The organism is Cellvibrio sp. KY-YJ-3 (assembly GCF_008806955.1).
Classification (GTDB): domain Bacteria; phylum Pseudomonadota; class Gammaproteobacteria; order Pseudomonadales; family Cellvibrionaceae; genus Cellvibrio.
On sequence record NZ_CP031727.1, the window covers coordinates 475,932 to 495,130 of the forward strand.

Below are 19,199 nucleotides of genomic sequence, written 5' to 3' on the forward strand. Positions count from 1 at the left end.
ATGTTTGTGCGAGATTTATCGACAAACAAAAAAGCGGCCTTATTTTTTCGTTAAAGCGCAAATTCCGACGCTAACATTCTGTTTTTTTAAGTGCCACAGCAAAACCAAAGTCGTACTGTCACTACTAAAAGTCGAACGTCAGCAAATTCTAAAAGAGTTACTTAAGCGCAGCGTTATTGAGTGCCTGCAAGCTGTTAGCGGCAGTGCTGTTGCCGATAAATGCTAGGCGTTACGCCCACCGCTTTTTTAAATGCCTGGTTAAAAACAGATTTACTGTTAAAACCACAACTTTTCATAATTTCGCAAATCGGTTTATCCTGCAGTGTCGGGTCAGCTAGACGTTTTTTGGCTTCCAACACACGATAATTACTGATCAGTTCAAAAAAATTCATCTGCAATTCATTATTAATGGTTCCGGACAACAGCTTGGGCGATACATTTAATTTAATCGCCAAACGCTCTACGGTGATGTGCGGTTCCAAATACGGTTTTTGCAATAGCATAAATTCCGTTAACTTTTCTGCCAGCTGCGGCTGAACTTCCACAAGCACCTCACTGGCAAGACTCTGTGCATCCTGCACTTGCCCCAATTGTTCAGACTGCTGTTGCGCAGGGTTGTCATGGATAAAAAATGGTCGCGCATTAGCTCTGAATGGTGAAAAAAAATCGGCGCGAACTCGATCATCATGATTGATTGCCATTTTTTTATGGCGCCCCAGCAGGCGCGGCCCAAACAGAAAAAAAACACAGCCGACCATAAATAAAATATTGTTCACCACCAGCAGCAAAGCGGCATCTATTGCTATATCCCAATGCAATAGCGACGCAAGCATGCGCACAAGGCCAACCAAAAAAAACAATACCAGGCAGAACAGATACACGTGGCGCAATGCGCTTTGCTGTGGGCGCGCTATTAACAAACACACCAATATCAATACCAGTGCACTGCTCATTAGCAGCGACAGATCTTTTATTGCCAGGAGTGCTACTTCAACCATATCAGTCTACCCATAGGCACATTGAGTCGTGACGCATTGGAGTTATGACGATGGGTATTGTCATATCTATCGCCCACTCGGGCGCACTCCGTTAATTATTCTTTGTCTCCTGCGCGATATTCACTGCCTCCGGCATGGTGAACTTAACCGCGAAAGGACAACGTTGTCAAACAAATTTACAATTATTCCCTCTGAATTATCTTGCGCTAGGGAATTAACAGGGAATTAAGAATTTTTTCAGCGGAAAAAACCAATGCGATTATCATTTCCTGTTCTATCTGCGATGCGGCTAACAACTTTTTTTGCAATTTTTGTTGCTCGCCCGCTGCCAATGTTTTACTGGTTAAACGCTGCTCCAACAGTGCAGCAGTAAGATCCACCAACCCATAGGTTTTTTCCGCAAACAGCATCAGTTCCGGATGCTGTTTTAATAGCGGCATAAGTCGCGCGCGATTCACTGACCAACGCTGTAATTGCGCTTGTAGCAACGCATAATCCTCACCCGCTACCGGGTTCATCAACCAGCGTGTCAGGCGCATATTAAATTGCCGCAGAGATTCGTTTTCAACCGGTAATGCATCCACAAGACGATTCAGTGGATCTGCCTTGGAATAGCTTTCATTGGCCGATTTTTCATGTTGCCGGTGGTAGTAATAAGCCGGCTGCAACAGTTCAATAAATGTCAGCGCGGGTGTAATTGCCTCGGTTCCAAATAATCGCTGCAGCGCTTGCTCGGTTTGCTTTCGATGCAACAAGCCTGTGGATTTTTCTGCCCAGTGGGCGACACTATTCATACGCACATACATTGCATTTTCATCTTGCAATTCCTGCGCCGACCAGAGGCGTTCGGCCACAACAAATGCGCGCGGCCAGAGCCGCAGGTCGATTGACTGCTCATCCACAATTTCTGCCCACAATGCCGCTTCGCCACCCAGAATTAATTTATGCTCCTGTGCACCGAGCGGAGTCATTTTTTGCAATGCGGTTATCAATTGTAGTGCAATTTTTTTACCGCTCACCGGGTAAGGTGCGTTGCCTACTATTGCCCTGCCCTGCAATTCATCGCCCTTAAATTGCACGCGAAACTCTACCGGTCCCATCCAGGTATCCAGCGAAAACACGGCGGCACTTTTTGTCAATTTCTGAATCTTCACTGCACGACGCGACTTACCGGAAAAATCGATAAAACCCTCGCGCTCATTAAGCAGTGTGAAACTACCAGTAACCGGATTGCCGCGTTTGCGTGGCAAGGAAAATGACCAGCTGGCAATTTCTTCGCGCGCACTGTTGTTTTCGATCAGCGCAAGATTTTTATTGGTGTAAGGCGGCGGAGGCAAAGGATCATTGCGATAGTGATAAGCCGCGGATTGCGGCTGATCCAGATAATAACCCGTGGATAAAATCGCCTGAAAACCTGCCTCCACGGATTCGCTTACCGCATCCGGCCCACGCCAGGATTGAATCACTATGTCCTTGGGTAAAGTTTTGTGTTGTATTTCATCCCAGCCAATCATTTTGCGCTGGTGTTTGTGCAAAATGGTTTGCACCCGCTGATTAAAATAGGCCTGCAGCGCATAGCTATTTTTTAAATTGTTGGCCTGCATAAAGGCTTGAATGTCGGCGTTGTTATTCCAATGTTCCGGGTCTACCTCATCGCCGCCAATATGCAGGTATTCAAATGGAAATATGGCTTTGGCTTCTGCCACCAGTGCATCAACAAATTCATACGCCTTTTCATTGGCCGGATTGAGCGTGGGTTTATGCACGCCCCAACGATATTCCATCGCATAGGGGCCGGGTGCGGACATTAATTCCGGGTAGGCAACGGCAATAGCGCTGGCGTGCCCCGGCACATCAATTTCCGGCAATACCTGAATGCCGCGCGCTTGTGCATAGGCCACGACCTCACGCATTTGTTTACGCGTATAAAACTGACCGTCCGACGCGAGCTGTTGTAATTTTGGATAGCGTTTGGATTCAAAGCGCCAGCCTTGGTCATCGGTTAAATGCCAGTGAAAAATATTGTATTTGGCCGCAGCCATCGCATCGATTTGTCGTTTGATCGTCTCTACCGAGAAAAAATGGCGCGAAGTATCGAGTAACAAGCCGCGCCATTTAAAACGTGGGAAATCGTTAATGCTGACCTGTGGAATTTGAATCGTTTTTTCGCTTACACCCATTAACTGCAACAGGGTTTCCAAACCGCGCAGCACACCCAGATTTTGATTGGCACTGAGGTAGATTTTTTTATTATCGACCACCAACTGGTAGGACTCGTCCCATTCACTCATGCGTGGGGACATAGTGCGCGAATCTTTAATCGTGATAACCAATGTTGCTTTGGCGGCGGTGCTTTTTTTCCAGCGCAGTTTAATGCCGGTTTGTTGATAGCTGCGCTGTGCAAAACGCTTCAGTGCGTTGTTTAATTCAGCCGTAGATTTTCCGTCGATGGCAATCAACCAGTCACTGCCAAGCTGCAACTGCGGTTCACCTGCCGCCGGTATCAATTGTTGTGGATAAGGCATAAGCGGCAGCGACGGCGCATTGGCTACCGCCGCTAACGATGCCATCGTCGACAATATAAAACCAAAAACAAATAACAGCACACGGAACATAAATTATTAACTCTTATTATGTAGAGGACTTTTTATAGGCAACGCAATCTACTTCTACTTTGCAATCCACCACCATGCTGGACACCACGCAGGCGCGCGCCGGTGGGTTTGCGCCAAAATATTCCATAAACACGCGATTGAAGGACATAAAGTCGCGCGGATCATCAAGCCAGACACCGCAGCGCACAACATCTTCAGGGCCATAACCGGCTTCGGCTAAAATCGCGAGCACATTGTTAATGGCTTGATGGGATTGCGCCACAATGCCGCCCTCGATTATTTCACCATTTACCATGGGCACTTGTCCGGAAACGTAGAGCCAACCATCGGCTTGCACTGCCCGTGCAAACGGCAAATGCTGCCCACCGGTTCCTTTACCACCTTCAACACCGTAACGTTTTATTGCTGACATTTTATTTTCCACTGTTTAAATCATCGTTTGGATAAAGCCTGATATTCACTCGGAGACACGCCGTGAATACATCCCTGTAGGCTCGTCGTCGACATCCATGTCTCCGACGGTCTCCGAGCAAATATCAGACTTTATCTTGCAAGGTCATCGCATAATTTCTATTTGCAAAATCAATAAAACCCGATCCGTAAATCCCGCTGCTTTTCCAAGAACTTTCCTGCGCGTTTTCCAGTAATTTTTTTATTGCTGTAGGTCAACACTCCATTGACCCACACTGCCTCTATGCCTTCGGCTAATTGTTGTGGCTGCTCGAAAGTGGCGGCGTCTTTTACGGTATTGGGATTAAAAACAACCAGATCGGCGGCGGCGCCAATTTCAATGCGACCACGATCATCCAGACCAAAACGATCTGCCGACATACGTGTCATTTTGCGCACCGCTTCAGCCAACTCGAATAATTGTAAATCGCGACTGTAATGCCCGAGCACGCGGGGAAATGCGCCCCATAAACGGGGGTGCGGCAATGGGTCTACCGGCAAACCATCGGAGCCGATCATGGTGAGTGGATGGGCGAGAATTTTTTGTACATCCTGCTCACTCATGCCGTAATAAACTGCACCAGCGGGCTGTAATTTTTTAGCCGCGTCGAGCAAATCCAGTTGCCATTGCTGTGCGATATCCGCTAATTTTTTTCCGCCCTGCTCGGGGTGCGGTTTGCTCCAGGTGATGACTATGTCAAAGTCGCTGGTGACTTGTTGTAAATCTAAAGTGGATGAACTGGCACTGTAGGGATAACAGTCACAACCAATGGGGTGTGTGGTAGCCGCCTGTGTAATTTTTTGTAGCACCTCACCGCTGCGCCCCCAATTACCGGCACCCGCACATTTCAAATGGGACACAATAACCGGTGCCTGCGCGTGCTCGCCAATGTCAAAGGCTTCCTCGAGAGCGGCGATTATTTCGTCAAACTCGGTGCGCAAATGTGTGGTGTAAATAGCGCCCGCCGCGTTTAATTCCTGCGCCAGTTGTTTTACTTCCTCCGTGCTGCTGGAAAACGCTGATGCGTAAGCCAAACCGGAAGACAAACCCAACGCCCCCTCCGCCAGAGCCGTGCGCAGCTGCAATCGCATCGCTGCAATTTCATAATCCGTGGCGCTGCGATCCAACCGATCCATATGATTATTGCGCAGTGCTGTGTGACCGATTAACGCTGCCACATTGACGGCAGGCACAGTTTTATTAACCGCTTGTTTATAGGTGGCGAGATCAGGAAAACAAAAATCTTCTTTGCTGCCGAGCAAATTCATCGGGTCAGGCAAATTATTTTTTAAGGTGACCGGGCTGGCACTAATGCCACAGTTGCCCACTATCACGGTAGTAATGCCCTGGGAAATTTTGGGCAACATATTGGGCGTGCGAATCACTTGAATATCGTCGTGGGTGTGCACATCGATAAAACCCGGTGCCAAGACCCAACCCTGGGCATCAAAACGCTGGTGAGATTCGGCATTGGCAAGGTCACCGAGCGCGGCGATTTTTCCATTGTGAATTGCCAAATCACCGCGCACCGCGCTAGCGCCTGAACCATCCAGAATAAGCGCGTTGTAAATGACACAATCGAATTTCACCGCCTGCATTATTCGCTTCCCTTGGTTTAGTCGCCCAGCGGCAAACGGTTGTCGCCGCCGCGATATTCATCCAGTGCAAACTTCACCCGGCGCAATAATTCCTTGCTCTCGGTTTTGCGCACCAAGGCCAACTCAGTCGCCAGCAAATCTATCGCGAGTAACATGCCGTAGCGCGAAGCTGAAGGTTTGTAAATAAAATCCGTCTCTTCGGTGACGATTGGAATAAATAAACTGGCTTTTTGCGCGAGTGGAGAATCGGGCGCGGAGAGCACAATAATTTGCGCACCGTACTCGCGCGCGATATCGGCCACTTCCAATAATTCGGGCGTGACCCCAGTAATCGAAAGCAACACCAACACATCTTTTTCGGTGAGTGTCGCGGCAAACATGCGCAGCAATACCGGATCGTGATAAGCCGTTACCGCAATACCCAAGCGTGCGATACGAAATTGCACCTCGTCCGCCAGCATGGTGGAAGCGCCGCCCATGCCGCCGATATAAATCAGCCGCGCGTTATTTAATACAGTGGCGGCGCTGCGAAAATTGGCCTCGACAAAACGCGCGAGATTAGCGCGCAAGGTGGATTCCACTTCGCTGCAAATTTGCGAATAAAAAGCGCTCTCTTCCAGGGCTGGCACTTCGGATAAAAAGCGTGTACCCACCGCACTTGCCTGCGCCAGTTTTAATTTCAAATCGCGAATATCGTCGCAGCCAACAGATTTAGCAAAACGCGAAATAGTGGCGATGCTGACATTCGTTTTTAGCGCTAACTGATCAATACTCGCCGAGGCGGCAAAGGCGATATCTTCCAAAATAATATCCGCGACTTTTTGTTCCGTCGCCGAGAGCCGATCGCGATTGGAGCGAATGTGATAAACAATATCGAACAGTGCAGTCATAGGTGTTTCTCTTAAATAAAAGCGGCGATCAACAACACAAAACCCAGCGCCACAAAGGAAATTATCGTTTCCAATACCGTCCAGGTTTTTAAGGTTTGGGTAACGGTCATATTGAAATATTCTTTGATTAACCAAAAACCGCCATCATTTACATGGGACAAAATTAATGAGCCAGCGCCGGTGGCGATCACCAATAATTCGGGATGCGGATAACCCGCCGCAATCGCAATAGGTGCAACAATTCCAGCAGCGGTACTCATGGCAACCGTGGCGGAACCAGTGGCGATGCGCATTAACGCCGCCACAAACCAGCCCATCAATAATGGGGTTAAGGCCATGTCGGAAGAAAAATTAACAATTTCTTTGGCAATGCCAGCTTCCACTAAAATGCGGTTTAAACCACCACCGGCGCCGACCAATAAGGTGATGCCAGCGGTGGGCGCCAAACAATCGTGACTGAATTTTAAAATCGAATCGCGATTAAAACCGCGCGCCAAACCGAGGGTGTAAAAACTCACGAGCGTTGCGATTAAGAGCGCAACAACGGAATTGCCGATAAATAATAAAAAGTCATTCAGACCCGTGCCACGTTCGGCGATTAAATCCGCCCAGCCGCCAAGTAGCATTAACACCACGGGTAATAAAATTGTCGCAAGTGTGATACCAAAACCGGGCAACTGGCGCTCGCTATCGGCGTGAATAAATTGCTCTTCCAGTGGGTTGTGCGCAGGCAAATGAATTTTGGGTGCAATCCATTTGGCAAAAATTGGCCCAGCAATAATCGCCGTGGGAATGCCCACCAACAGCGCATAAAAAATGGTGCGGCCAACGTTGGCTTGGTATTCGCCCACCGCAATCATCGCGGCCGGATGCGGCGGCACTAAACCATGCACTACCGACAAACCCGCCACCATAGGTAAACCCACCAACAACATGGAAGTGCCGGTGCGACGCGCCACGTTAAAGGCGATGGGAATTAACAATACAAAACCGACTTCAAAAAAAATCGGGAAGCCCACCAGGAAAGCGATAAACACCATCGCCCAGTGCACATTTTTTTCACCGAACCAGCGAATCATGGTGCGCGCGATTTGTTCCGCGCCGCCCGATTCCGCCATCATTTTTCCGAGCATGGTGCCCAGCGCCACAACGAGTGCGATGTGCCCCAGGGTTTTACCCACACCGGCTTCATACACAAACACCACATCTTTTGCAGGAATACCGGCCATTAAACCCAGACCGAGGGAAACGAGGGTAAGCGTAATAAACGGATTCAAACGGTAGCGGGCGATCAATAAAATCAGCGCGATAATGCTGAGCGCCGCGTATACCAACAGCCACTGGCCTGAGGTTAATGCACTTGAAAAAAATTCCATCGCCGCGCGCCTTAAAAAAACGTTTCCACGGCATCGATCACCGTGTAGTTATCGTCAACCACCAATAGCTGGCGCCACTTATCAAAGGTCAGGCAGGGGTGGGAAATATCCAGCGCGAGCATATCGCCCACCTGCAAATCAGCACCGGCAGGCACCTGCATAAAGGCGTGTTGATCCATCATTTTGGTCAGCTGCCAGTCCGCTGGCGCGGGCGCGGGTTTTTCAGCACCGGGGCGACCTTTGTTGTGAGGACGAAAGTGCAAAGCGGGAACCGGCAGGCCGGCATCAAAGGCAGCATCGCGTTTACCCAGGCCGAGAATCACCAGACCGGGTTCGGGAATGGATTGCACATAAGCCCAGAGTTGCAGCGCGGGCAGCAAGCTGCTGTGCATGGCGCGGGCGATAGGGTTGCAAGCTTGGATACGGGCTTCGGAGGCTTTGTAAATGCCAACATCGTGAGTGAGGTAACAACCGGGGCGCAGGATGATATCCAGCACGCGGGCATCGCCCAACGAGGCACCGGCCCATTCCTCCGCCACCAAATCAAACCAGGCGGAACCGGCGCCAGTGAGTATAACCGGCCCTTGAGCCAACTGGCCGTGGGCTTCCAGAGTCATCAAATCGCGCAGGGCCAAACGCAGAAACTCGCGAATGGCGGCTTCGTCATTCAGTACACCCTCATAAACTTCTACGCCGCGTAATGCGAGTGCTTGCGGGTAGCGGGCGATGGTTTCTAACACGGCGGCGCGGGTTGCGGCGTCGCGCACTCCGGTGCGGCCGCCCGCAACACCCAACTCCAAAAGCAGATTCAAACGCTGGCCCGTTTGGGCAAAAAACTGCCCGAGCTGTTCGACATTCGCTGCCGAATCCACAATCACGTAACACTCAAAATCCGGGTCTTGCAGCAGGCGGCTGATAATCGCCATATTGGCGCGGCCGACTAGCTGGTTAGCCAAAATCACCCGACGCACACCAAACTCATAAGCCGCCTGAACTTGTGGCGCGGTAGCCAGAGTGATACCCCAAGCGCCAGCATCCAATTGGCGCTGGAACAGCGCGGGGCTCATGGTGGTTTTGCCGTGGGGCGCGAGTTTCAACCCGTAGCTGGCGATAAAGTCTTTCATCCACTGCAGGTTGTGTTGCAAGCGGCTTTCACTCAGCACCGCGACTGGCAGGCTTACATCCTCGTGCAGCAGGTTCCAACCCTGCGCGGCAATCTCGCCCACCAAAGGCTGTTTCAGCGAATCCCCAGCCGCAATACCTAACCCCTTGCCCACAGGGCTAAGCGGTCTGATTTTCAGGTTTGACTGTAAATTATTTTCTTTAGTCATATTATTTTTTTGCCAATAGCAGAAAAATCGAGCGTTTTTACAAGGATAACAGCAAAAATGCGCCATGTTAAGAAAATTATTTACAAAAAGACATTTTTGCTTGAAAACTTCTTTCAGGGTTTTGCCTACCGGGATTCCCTTGTTTAGCCCCCCACCCCCTCCTCATTTGCTTCCCGCATCAAATATTTTTTTCAGGTTCGGGAATAAAAATAACTCCCCCCGCGTTAACAGGTTGCAAGTCGACGAAAACGGGCTGCAGCGCAACCCGCTTTCAAACCCTGAAACGAATGAGGACATCACCATGAACAAACACACTTTATTGATTGCTGCTTGCACCCTGGCCTCCAGCGTTTGCTGGGCACAAGACGCGTCATTAGCCGTAGAGACAAGCGCCAACACCCAGACCGCAGCGGATGCTCGCCTCTCTGCCCAAGGAGGCACATTGAGCGCCGGTTTTGGGTTGCAACAAAATGCCAGCCCAGCGACCAGCACTAATGCCAACAGCGACGCAACTGACAGCGACGCAGAAGCGGAGCAAAACAACACCGACCAAGCCAATGCCGGAACAGAAACCGCCGGCGCAATTTCTGCAGCAGCGACCGGCAATGCAGCAGTGGACGCACAGGCAGTGCTCACCCCCATCGGCCAACAGGCAAACCAATTGTTGGAGCGCGGGGCGGCGGCACAGGAAAACCTCTCGGCCAATCTCTCCGCCACTGTGAATGCCACCAGCACCGCCACCAACGGCGCGATTAACCAGCAGCTGAACTCAGCCCAGCAGTTGGTTGCCGATAGCAACCTACAAGGTTCGGCAGAACAGCTGGTTAGCGGTTCGGTAGATAGCTCGTTAGATAGCGTGGTAAATGGCTCGGTCACTGGCTCAGTGAACGGCTTGGTAGATGGGGCGATAAGTGGTTCTGTAGAACAATTGGTAACTGGCTCGGTTCAACAGTCCGTCAGCGGCTCAGTCGAGCAAGCGATTGGCAGTTCGGTAAACACAGCGGTAGAAGGCGCCATCAACAACAGCATCGCTGCGAGCATTCAGGACACTGTGGATAGCACCGTGAATAACAATATCAGTGCGGCCTTAACCGACAGCTTGAACCTCGGTTTGTAATAAGAGATCGGCGCTCCGGCGCCGATTTTTTTGCCTTTTGCGGAGCAACCATCATGAACCCACGCAGTGATAAACAACTGATTTTTAGCCTTGGCCGTTTGCTTATCAGCCCTTTAGTCATCGCCCTCTATAGCATTGCCGCCCATGGGGCCAACAAGCTGGACGTGGAGCTGGAAAGCGGCGCCGAATACGATTCCAATTTGGCGGTCGTTGAGCTTGACCAATACTCCAGCGCCGGCGACTGGGCATTGCTGGCTAATGCGCGCGTAAATGCCCAGTGGCAGGCGACACCCAAGGCGATGTTTAAAGCCGGTGCCAGCTACAACAGCAAAACCTATCAAGACCTGAGCGCGTTTGACCTTGGCATCCAACAACTATTTGCCGATGCCAGTTATGAACTGCCGCTGTTCAAGCTGGGCTTGAGCTATCACCAGGCCGACGCCGCGCTGGACGGCACCGATTTTTTAACCCTGCGCCAGCACAGTGTTTACCTGTCGCGCCTGTTCAACCAGCGCACTTTTGTGCGCGGGGCGGTGAATTATCAGGACAAGGATTTTCCCACCAGTGCCGAGCGCAATGCGCACAACCTGGGTATGGCGGGCGATGTGTTTGTGTTTTTTAACCAGGGCACCACCTTTGTGGCATTTGGCTTGAATCACGAACGCGAGAACGCCGCCAGCGATCCGTTTGATTTGACCGCCACCAGCGTAAAAACCAGCATTAATCACCAGTTCCCCGCCTGGGGCAAAAAGACCAAGCTGCAACTGGGCTGGCGTTATGAACAGCGCGATTATTCGGCCATCACCCCGGCGTTGGAAGCCAAGCGCGACGATACCCGGCAGGTGGTAAATCTGGAATGGCAGATCAATACCCATGATTGGTTGGCGTTGGTGGGCAAGTTGGAACGGGGCGATTATCAATCCAACCTGCGCAGTGCGGACTATTCCGAAACCCGCGCCTCACTCACGTTAAAAGCCAGCTTTTAAGGGCGCTGCAATTGGCCGTGACCAAATATCGGGTCGCGGCCCGGTGCACCCAAATCCTGCGCACGCTTGATTAATTGCGCCATCACCCCCGAGGCAGGAGTAGTTGCCAGCTCGCAAGCAAGCAATGCCGAGACCAGCGGCGCCGCCATAGAAGTTCCACTTTCACGGCCATAACCACCCGCACTGCGCGCGGTGATCACCGACACCCCCAGCGCGGCAAAAGCGATATGTTCCCCCCGATTGGCCCAGCGATAAGGGCGCTGTTGTTGATCCACCGCGGTCACTGCAATCACTCCCTTATAGGCGGCCGGATACAAGGGTGGCGCGGCTGGCCCCTCGTTACCCACTGCCGCCACCACCAGACTGCCAGATTCAATAACTCGCTCAATTACCTGCGCCAGAATGCTGTTGTCCGGGCCGGTCAGGCTCATATTAATCACCGGCACTTTTTGTTCTATCAGCCAATTCAAGGCACGCACCAGATTCATCATGGTGGCGCCCTGGGTGTAATCATTGCGCGGGTAAAATACCGAGGCCGCATAGAGTGTTGCACCCGGCAGAAGCGGTTGCAGCTCATCGCCTTTGCCTCCTGTCCCTGTTCCAACCAACAGCCCCGCCACCGCTGTGCCGTGGGCTTTGGGCGATTCGATATCGGCCCCGATAAAATCCTGCTGCCGGATTTTTACCCCGGCAAACGCGGGATGCGTGCTATCAATCGCGGTATCGATCATGCCGATAGACAAGTCATCAACACAGGCCGGAGCCTGAGGTGGCAATGTGGATGATATGGGTGATGAAGCGGGTTGCGAGGACTGAGGGGCAGCAGTTTGGGGCGAATAGATATGATTGCGATCCAACTGCGGATGCAAACTGGCGGGCAAGCGCTGGCGCAGCGCGGCGCGGGAATCCAGAGCGGCGGGCACACGAAAGCGCACCAGTTGCAGCCCCAACCCGGCAAATTGGGTCTGCTCAATGATTTCAACATCAAGCTTGGACAACTCCGCCAACGCAGTTGGGTCGAGCAATAACAGCCATTCGCGCTCCACGGCGCGCCAGCCATCTTCCACTTTGACATCCACCAACACCGTGGCACCACGGCGATCAACAATCGGCAGCACCGCCGTTAGTAAGTCGGGCACCAGTGCGGTTGTTTTGGCGAGGGCGGCATCGACCGGTTGTATCAAGGCGTCGCGCAATACCGACTCCTCCAGTAAATCCTTCTGTACCGATTCCTGCACCTGGCGGACTGTGTCATCCAGCTCCCGCGTTACACCGTCCAGTGTGGTATCCACCGGCAGGCGCTCCAACAATTGGGCAGCAACCGGCTGGCACAGGCAGGCGAGCACAAGACTGCTGCAGGCAATACGCAAACAACCAAGACGTAAATGACGGCGGTAAAAAGGTTTCATTGGGTCACCATGGCGTGTAATAGGGTAAATTAACCACAAAAAATGGCTGGGTTCATTACCTGGTTAACGTTTGCGGGGAATAAAAATTCCAAAAATAATCACTGGGATGGGAATAAAACCAACAGCGGGCCGTTTACTGGATAAGAGCACCAAAAACTACTCCTCAAACGAGCCCCCAACACCAGACCTGAAATCAGCGCCTATGAAGACCGACACCAGTATCGCCATGAAACAGGAATTAACCCAACTCGCGCCCGCCTTACGGCGTTTTGCCTACTCGCTCACCGGTTCCCCCGCCGATGCCGATGACTTATTGCAAAATACCCTGGAGCGATTGCTGAGCCGTGGTGTACCCGAGGATATTGAACTGGCCAAATGGGCCTTTCGTGTATGCCGCAATATTTGGATTGATGAGTACCGCGCGCGCAAGGTTCGCCAGCACCTTAACTACGCCATTGAGGACAGCGAGGAGCCGGTGGCCGATGGCGCACAAGCCATTGAAGACCAGATCGCCCTGACGGAGGTAGATGCCGCGATGCAGCAGTTGCCCGACGACCAGCGCACGATTATTTCGCTGGTGGCGCTGGAGGGTATGTCCTACAAGGAGGTGGCCGACACCCTGAGCATTCCCACCGGCACGGTGATGAGCCGCTTAGCGCGGGCGCGTATCGCGCTGAGCCGATTTTTAAATCCCGAACAACCGCCCGCCGCTGAAGGCGCGTGAGGAATCCGCCATGAGTCTTTCGAACCAATCACCACCCCACGAAGTATCCGATGAACAGCTCTCCGCCTTTTTGGATGCCGAGCTGCCTGCCGCGGAAATGGAGGCTGTGCGCGAGCAGATCAGCCGCGACGAAAACCTCGCCAACCGCCTGGCAGAACTCGCCATGGTGGATACACAGGTGGCCAGCCACTATCGCCGCATTGATGAACAACCCATGCCGGAGGCTATCACCCGCCTTTTAAGCGACGAGCAACCAGCCAATAACATCATTGCCTTCCCGCTGTGGCGGAGAATCCAGCAGGGTTTGCAACAGCATGCGGCCATGGCTGCATCGGTAGCGCTGGTGATTGGTTTTGGTGCCGCGCAATTATTGCCGGGCAATGCCGGTAACAGCGATAACTGGAATGCCATCGCCGAGGCGCTGGATAGCACCCGCAGTGGCGAACAACAGGCGCTGGCCGATGGCAGCCGGGTTAAACCGCGTTTGAGTTTTATCAACAGCGAGGGCAACTACTGCCGCCAGTTCCAAGTAAACACCGGCAATAGCAGCGCGGAAAACATCGCCTGCCGCCGGGATAACCAATGGCAATTAACCCTGAGCGTGCACAGCCAGGCCAGGCCATCGGCGGATGATTACCAAACCGCCAGTGGCAGTGACAATGCGCTGATTGAAAACGCACTGGATAACATGATGCAGGGCGATGCCTTTGATGCAGCGGCCGAAGCGGCAGCGATCAATAACCACTGGCGCCGCGATCCATAACCACCGGCGCTCCGCTCGCCAAGCACAGGAGATTGGCAAGAATGAAATCACTGATTGCGTTGTGTTTACTGGTATTTCTCACTGGCTGCGCCAGTCAACAACATCAACAGCACCGCCACTATCACCCGGCCAAGGGCGATGGCACTGGCTATAAGGAACTGGCGCTGAGCGAAACCCACTACCGCGTGCAGTTCAAGTTGCGCGGCCAACAGCGCGCTACTGCCGAGCGCTATGCACTGCGGCGCGCCGCTGAACTGACATTGCAACAGGGTTACGACTGGTTTGTGGTAATTAAAAAGACCCAGCGCCGGTTGGAGGACGAACCCGCGTTTCCCGCCCGCCGCGAGGCCATCACCCAACGCCACTGTGGTCTGCTCGGCTGCCGCAGTACCCGCTATGCGCGGCCGGATGAAGACCCGTTCGATGAGGAGGCTTACACCCTGGTACTGCTGGAAATCCAAATGGGGCGCGGCGTGCGCCCGGAGAAAAACAGCTACGACGCCGAAACCACCCGAACCATTATTTAGCCTGCAGTAACTGCCACTCGCGCCCGGCATGTGCGCTGCGGAAGGTTTCTATCGCGCCGCGCTCCTGCAGAGTCACATACACGGTTTTGCCATCGGCACCGCCAAAAGCGACATTCGTGGGCTTTTGGCCTTTGAGTTTTATACGCTGTAGCACTGTGCCATGCGGTGAGACTACTGTGACTTCACCGGCACCGTAACGGGCGATATACAAATTGCCGCGCACATCGCTGCGCATGCCATCCAAACCGTGATCGGGAAATTCAATCAACAGACGTTTGTTTTTTACGGCGCCGGTGGATTTATCGATGTCGTACTTCCACACACTGCGCTGCACACTTTCATTGACGTACAGATGCTGTTCATCCGCACTCACTTCCACGCCGTTGGTGGTGCCCATATTGTCTTCGAGCAATGTGACCACACCGTCGCGGGCGATCATCCACAGGTTTCCAGTATTGTCCGCCCACTTGGGGTCACTGGCGTAAATCACCCCGGATTTAGCGATAGCAATATCGTTAGGTTGATTCATCTTATCGCTGTGGGCATGCACCGAAATCGCTTTGGAACGCGGATCGATTTTTAAAACATTGTGCCCGGTGTAATCCGCCACATACATAAAACCATCGCGATCAAAACGAATACCGTTGCCAGTGCTGCCGGAGGGTAGGGTGAGGAATAATTGCGCGCTCTGGGGTTTATCGGCTTGGGGTTTATAAACAATGCCTATGGTGCCGCCTTGGATTGCATCGGCGTCGCGCGCAAAACTTACCGCATAGAGATTGCCCTTGGCGTCCACCGCTGGGCCTTCAATGCCTTGGGTGAATATACCATCGCCGACATAATCTTCAGTTTGGGCGCAGGCCCAGGGCGCCAACAGGCTCACGAATAAAACGCTGACCGGGGCAATTCGAAGCGGAAAAATGCTGAAAGATAAACGATACATCTCGACCTCACTCTAGGGACAAATGCCATTGGGAATAAGTGCAATTAAAAACAGCTGCAATTAGGGTGCGTGTACTAAAGGCCAGAGCGGTAGGTAGGGTATAAAACTGCGCATATCATTGCGCTTTTCGGTTTTTTACTTTTTATGGTGTTAATTACCAGCGGGGATTTATAGCGAATAATCACCGCCAGCGCAAATGCGCCAACGGGGATTAAAACTCACCAGCGAGTTAAAAATAAAGGGAGACACAGAGCGCAACAAACAAAATGGCCGATAAACCCTGCCAAAAACGCAGCGGATTTTTTTCCAACAGCAGCGCGCGGTAGTGCTGTTTATATTTGGGGTTGGGGTGTTGCAGCTCGTGCAAAAATTCCGAGACATCGGCGTGGCGCCGCTCCAAATCGTAGCGCAGGCCTTTGCGAATCGCACCGTCCACCCAAAAAGGTACCAGCGGGTTGAGTTCATAGGTGGAGGTGTAGCGAGTATTTAAATAGGCGCGCTCGGTACGGCAGCTGGCGAGTTTGCCATCAAAGGGCGCGCTGCCGGTGAGCATTTCAAACACAATTACCGCCAGCGAAAACACATCGGACTTTTCATCGCTCTTGCCCGCTAAAATGGTTTCCGGCGCAGAATATTCGGCGGTGCCCAAAATATTTTCACGCGCAATAGGTGAGCTGATTTCCGCAATGCCTTTTACCAAACAGGAACCAAAATCAATAATTTTAATTTCGCCGTGGCGATCCACCATGATATTGGCCGGGCGCAAATCCTGGTGCAGGGTTTCACGGCGATGAAAAGCGCGCAGCCCTTTGCAAATTTGCTCCACCATATAGATAACCGTTTGCACGGATGGCAGCGGATTTTTTTTAATCCAGTGATTTAAGGTCTCACCATCAATATATTCCATCAAATAATAGAGACAGCTTTTGGGTTTGTTAGGCGCAATCACTTTCACCACATGGGCATTGTGAATGCGGCTGCCAATCCAGGCCTCCAAAATAAATCGTTCTATATAGGCGGGGTCGTCGCAAAAATTAATCGACGGGGTTTTCATACACAGCAGCTGGTTGGATTCCAGGTCGCGCACCAGATACACCTGGCTGCGGCTGCTTGCATGCAATTCTTTTTCAACGCGATAGCCGTCGATTTCCATGCCGGAGGTTAAATGCGGCGGGAATGGCAGGGCACCGAGTTTTTGACAGGCGTCGTTAATATTTTGTGCGGGCAGGGAATCGATACGCAGCAACTGGCAGCTGATGTTGTCGTCGCTCTGATTAGCCGCCGCCAACGCCAACAATTGTTGACTGAGAAGTTCGTAATCATCACCGCCCGCCTGTAAAAAATGACTGAGCTGTTCATCACTGACAAAATCGTGCAGGCCATCGGTGCTCAATAAAAAAATATCCTTCTCTTCCAGATCGATGGTTTTACAATCCACATCGAGCGATACATCCAACCCCATGGCGCGCACCAAATAAGACTGCTCGGCGTTAATGACGGTGCGATGGTCGCGTGTCAATTGCTCCAACACACCGGCGCGAAAACGATAGATGCGCGAGTCGCCCACATGAAAAATATGCGCGCTGTGGGATTTAAAAATAATGCAGCTGAGCGTGCTGACAAAACCTTTTTGCGCGTCGCGAAAATGTTGGCCACGGGAAAAGAGCCAGCGATTGAGCGCCACCAACACTTGAGTGGTAGATTTTTTCACGGTCCAGGTATCGGGCGTGGAGAAATAATCAGCGAGAAAATTGCGCACACAGGTTTCACTCGCCTCTTTACCAGCTTCGGCGGCACTCACCCCATCGGCAATAATCGCCACCGCGCCCTTGGTATCCAGCAGCATGCCCTCGGGAATACGCATTCCTATGGCATCTTCATTTTGGGCCTTAATGCCTGCGGTTGATGCTTGCCCAAGGGTAAATGCCAATTTGCTGCCAAGATGCCATTGGTCCATTAATGCATTTCCACCAATTGCACCCGGCCATCGGGCAGCACTTCAAACATGGTGCTCTGCGGTTCTTCCAGAAACATCGCGGCGAGTGCAGTGATTGCAATAGCGGCCGCGATAGTGAGGAAAAATACCGGGGTACTGACAAAGGAAAAAATGGTGAGGAACACCACAGCACCAATATTGCCGTAGGCACCCACTATGCCAGCAATCTGGCCGGTAAGGCTGCGGCGAATAAGGGGCACCACGGCAAACACACAACCAGCCGCCGAACCTAAAAAGAAGGAGCAGCACATCATCGCGGCGACCGCTAACGCAATCGGCCAGTCGCTGTTAATCATCGACATAACAAAAAATCCCAGTGCGGCGCCGATCAACAAAATCACCAGGGATTTTTTGCGCCCGAATTTATCGCTGATCCAACCGCCCGAGGGGCAAGAGCCAATATCCACCGCTGCAAAACAAGCACCAAATACTCCGGCCAGTGCTACCGGCACCGCAAAGGTATGTTGGAAAAATAGCGGCAGCATAGACACCACCGCCAGCTCCGAACCAAAGGTCACGGCGTAGGCGAGGCTCAAAATGGCCACCTGCTTAAACTTGTACTGCTGGAGCTTGTCGACCGGGGCGGAAAAAATGTGCAGATTTAAACTGTAGATCTTGCGGCATTGCAGTAAAAAAATCGCCAACAGTAGCGCATAGATTGCATAGAGCGTGGTCGCCGCAATCAAGCCCAGGCTATTTACTTTCCAGGCCAATAACGCCATGGCGCCATACATAGGAATATTCACCAGCAAATAGAGCACAAAATCTTTTTTGCTGGTGACTTCCAAACCACCGGATTTATTCGGCTTGAAATAAGTAGAACCCGCAGGCGTATCGCGCACGGAAAAATAATAAATAAACGCATAGAGAAAGGCGATCAATCCGGTGATGCCAGTGGCATAGCGCCAGCCGTCATCGCCTCCCACCAGCAATGCAATGGTGGGCAAACTAAGCGCTGCCACCGCCGAACCTATATTGCCCAGCCCCTTATAAATTCCTTCCGCCAAGCCCATCTGCCGCGCGGGGAACCACTCGCTGATCATGCGAATACCAATCACAAAACCGGCGCCGACAAACCCGAGTAAAAAACGCGCCAGCGCGAGCATTTCAAAACTGGTGGCCAGCGAAAAAAATAAACAGAGAAAACCGGTGATGATTAATAACAGGGAATAAATAGCGCGTGGTCCAAAAGAATCCACCAACATGCCAATCACAATCCGCGCCGGAATGGTCAGCGCCACATTGAGAATCAACAGGGTTTTTACCTGCTGGTCGCTCAACCCAAAACTGGCTTGAATGGCCAGCAACAGCGGTGCGTGGTTAAACCACACCAAAAAAGTAATAAAAAAAGCCAACCAGGTCAGATGCAGGATTTTGGTTTTCCCCGCAAACGACAACAGATTCATTTTTGCACTATTTTCACTCATGCCCCAAGCCTCAAGGTTTACTTATGAGGCGCAAACAGCAATAACCAA

Annotated in this window: 16 protein-coding genes; 5 read left to right on the forward strand and 11 right to left on the reverse strand. The window is 52.0% G+C overall.

Annotation, left to right across the window (positions count from 1 at the left end; translation table 11 throughout):
- Positions 1 to 194 precede the first annotated feature (194 nt).
- From D0B88_RS02155 to D0B88_RS02185, 7 genes are all read right to left on the reverse strand, one after another.
- The gene (locus tag D0B88_RS02155; RefSeq protein ID WP_007639755.1) at positions 195 to 998 is read right to left on the reverse strand and encodes an AraC family transcriptional regulator; all 804 of its coding nucleotides are present in this window, start codon (positions 996 to 998) and stop codon (positions 195 to 197) included.
- A 206-nt stretch (positions 999 to 1,204) separates the two neighbouring features.
- On the reverse strand, positions 1,205 to 3,613 hold the full coding sequence (locus D0B88_RS02160; protein ID WP_151054683.1) for a beta-N-acetylhexosaminidase: 2,409 nt from the start codon (positions 3,611 to 3,613) through the stop codon (positions 1,205 to 1,207).
- 16 nt (positions 3,614 to 3,629) lie between these two features.
- Complete coding sequence (locus D0B88_RS02165; RefSeq protein ID WP_007639751.1) at positions 3,630 to 4,025, reverse strand: RidA family protein; 396 nt, start codon at positions 4,023 to 4,025, stop codon at positions 3,630 to 3,632.
- A gap of 170 nt (positions 4,026 to 4,195) precedes the next feature.
- Complete coding sequence (locus tag D0B88_RS02170) at positions 4,196 to 5,662, reverse strand: amidohydrolase family protein (RefSeq protein ID WP_151054685.1); 1,467 nt, start codon at positions 5,660 to 5,662, stop codon at positions 4,196 to 4,198.
- A 17-nt stretch (positions 5,663 to 5,679) separates the two neighbouring features.
- The gene (locus D0B88_RS02175; RefSeq protein ID WP_151054687.1) at positions 5,680 to 6,552 is read right to left on the reverse strand and encodes a MurR/RpiR family transcriptional regulator; all 873 of its coding nucleotides are present in this window, start codon (positions 6,550 to 6,552) and stop codon (positions 5,680 to 5,682) included.
- Between the two features lie 11 nt (positions 6,553 to 6,563).
- Positions 6,564 to 7,928, reverse strand: coding sequence for a GntP family permease (locus D0B88_RS02180; RefSeq protein ID WP_151054689.1), 1,365 nt, complete (start codon positions 7,926 to 7,928; stop codon positions 6,564 to 6,566).
- Between the two features lie 11 nt (positions 7,929 to 7,939).
- Positions 7,940 to 9,259: an amino acid deaminase gene (locus D0B88_RS02185; RefSeq protein WP_151054691.1), complete on the reverse strand. Its 1,320-nt coding sequence runs from the start codon at positions 9,257 to 9,259 to the stop codon at positions 7,940 to 7,942.
- A 301-nt stretch (positions 9,260 to 9,560) separates the two neighbouring features.
- On the opposite strand from D0B88_RS02185, the gene D0B88_RS02190 reads away from it, so the two are divergent.
- Positions 9,561 to 10,376: a hypothetical protein gene (locus tag D0B88_RS02190; RefSeq protein ID WP_151054693.1), complete on the forward strand. Its 816-nt coding sequence runs from the start codon at positions 9,561 to 9,563 to the stop codon at positions 10,374 to 10,376.
- A 53-nt stretch (positions 10,377 to 10,429) separates the two neighbouring features.
- Entirely contained in the window at positions 10,430 to 11,362 is a 933-nt protein-coding gene (locus D0B88_RS02195; protein ID WP_151054695.1) for a hypothetical protein, read from the forward strand.
- On the opposite strand, the gene D0B88_RS02200 is transcribed toward D0B88_RS02195, so the two are convergent.
- On the reverse strand, positions 11,359 to 12,771 hold the full coding sequence (locus tag D0B88_RS02200; RefSeq protein WP_151054697.1) for a S8 family serine peptidase: 1,413 nt from the start codon (positions 12,769 to 12,771) through the stop codon (positions 11,359 to 11,361). The genes D0B88_RS02195 and D0B88_RS02200 overlap by 4 nt on opposite strands.
- A gap of 202 nt (positions 12,772 to 12,973) precedes the next feature.
- On the opposite strand from D0B88_RS02200, the gene D0B88_RS02205 reads away from it, so the two are divergent.
- Genes D0B88_RS02205 through D0B88_RS02215 form a run of 3 tightly spaced genes read left to right on the forward strand, consistent with a single transcriptional unit; the run spans position 12,974 to position 14,785 of the window.
- Positions 12,974 to 13,495: an RNA polymerase sigma factor gene (locus D0B88_RS02205; protein WP_225318496.1), complete on the forward strand. Its 522-nt coding sequence runs from the start codon at positions 12,974 to 12,976 to the stop codon at positions 13,493 to 13,495.
- Between the two features lie 10 nt (positions 13,496 to 13,505).
- Positions 13,506 to 14,258, forward strand: coding sequence for an anti-sigma factor (locus D0B88_RS02210; RefSeq protein ID WP_151054699.1), 753 nt, complete (start codon positions 13,506 to 13,508; stop codon positions 14,256 to 14,258).
- Between the two features lie 41 nt (positions 14,259 to 14,299).
- Positions 14,300 to 14,785: a hypothetical protein gene (locus D0B88_RS02215; protein WP_151054701.1), complete on the forward strand. Its 486-nt coding sequence runs from the start codon at positions 14,300 to 14,302 to the stop codon at positions 14,783 to 14,785.
- Here the strand turns inward: D0B88_RS02215 and D0B88_RS02220 are convergent.
- The 3 genes from D0B88_RS02220 to D0B88_RS02230 all read right to left on the reverse strand — a co-directional run bounded on the left by D0B88_RS02220 (position 14,778) and on the right by D0B88_RS02230 (position 19,151).
- A complete protein-coding gene (locus D0B88_RS02220; protein WP_191966495.1) occupies positions 14,778 to 15,728 on the reverse strand; it encodes an SMP-30/gluconolactonase/LRE family protein in 951 nt (316 codons plus the stop codon). The genes D0B88_RS02215 and D0B88_RS02220 overlap by 8 nt on opposite strands.
- A 229-nt stretch (positions 15,729 to 15,957) precedes the next feature.
- Positions 15,958 to 17,685: a bifunctional protein-serine/threonine kinase/phosphatase gene (locus tag D0B88_RS02225; protein ID WP_151054703.1), complete on the reverse strand. Its 1,728-nt coding sequence runs from the start codon at positions 17,683 to 17,685 to the stop codon at positions 15,958 to 15,960.
- Positions 17,685 to 19,151, reverse strand: coding sequence for an MFS transporter (locus D0B88_RS02230; RefSeq protein WP_151054705.1), 1,467 nt, complete (start codon positions 19,149 to 19,151; stop codon positions 17,685 to 17,687). Before D0B88_RS02230 ends, D0B88_RS02225 begins: the two co-directional genes overlap by 1 nt.
- Positions 19,152 to 19,199 lie beyond the last annotated feature (48 nt).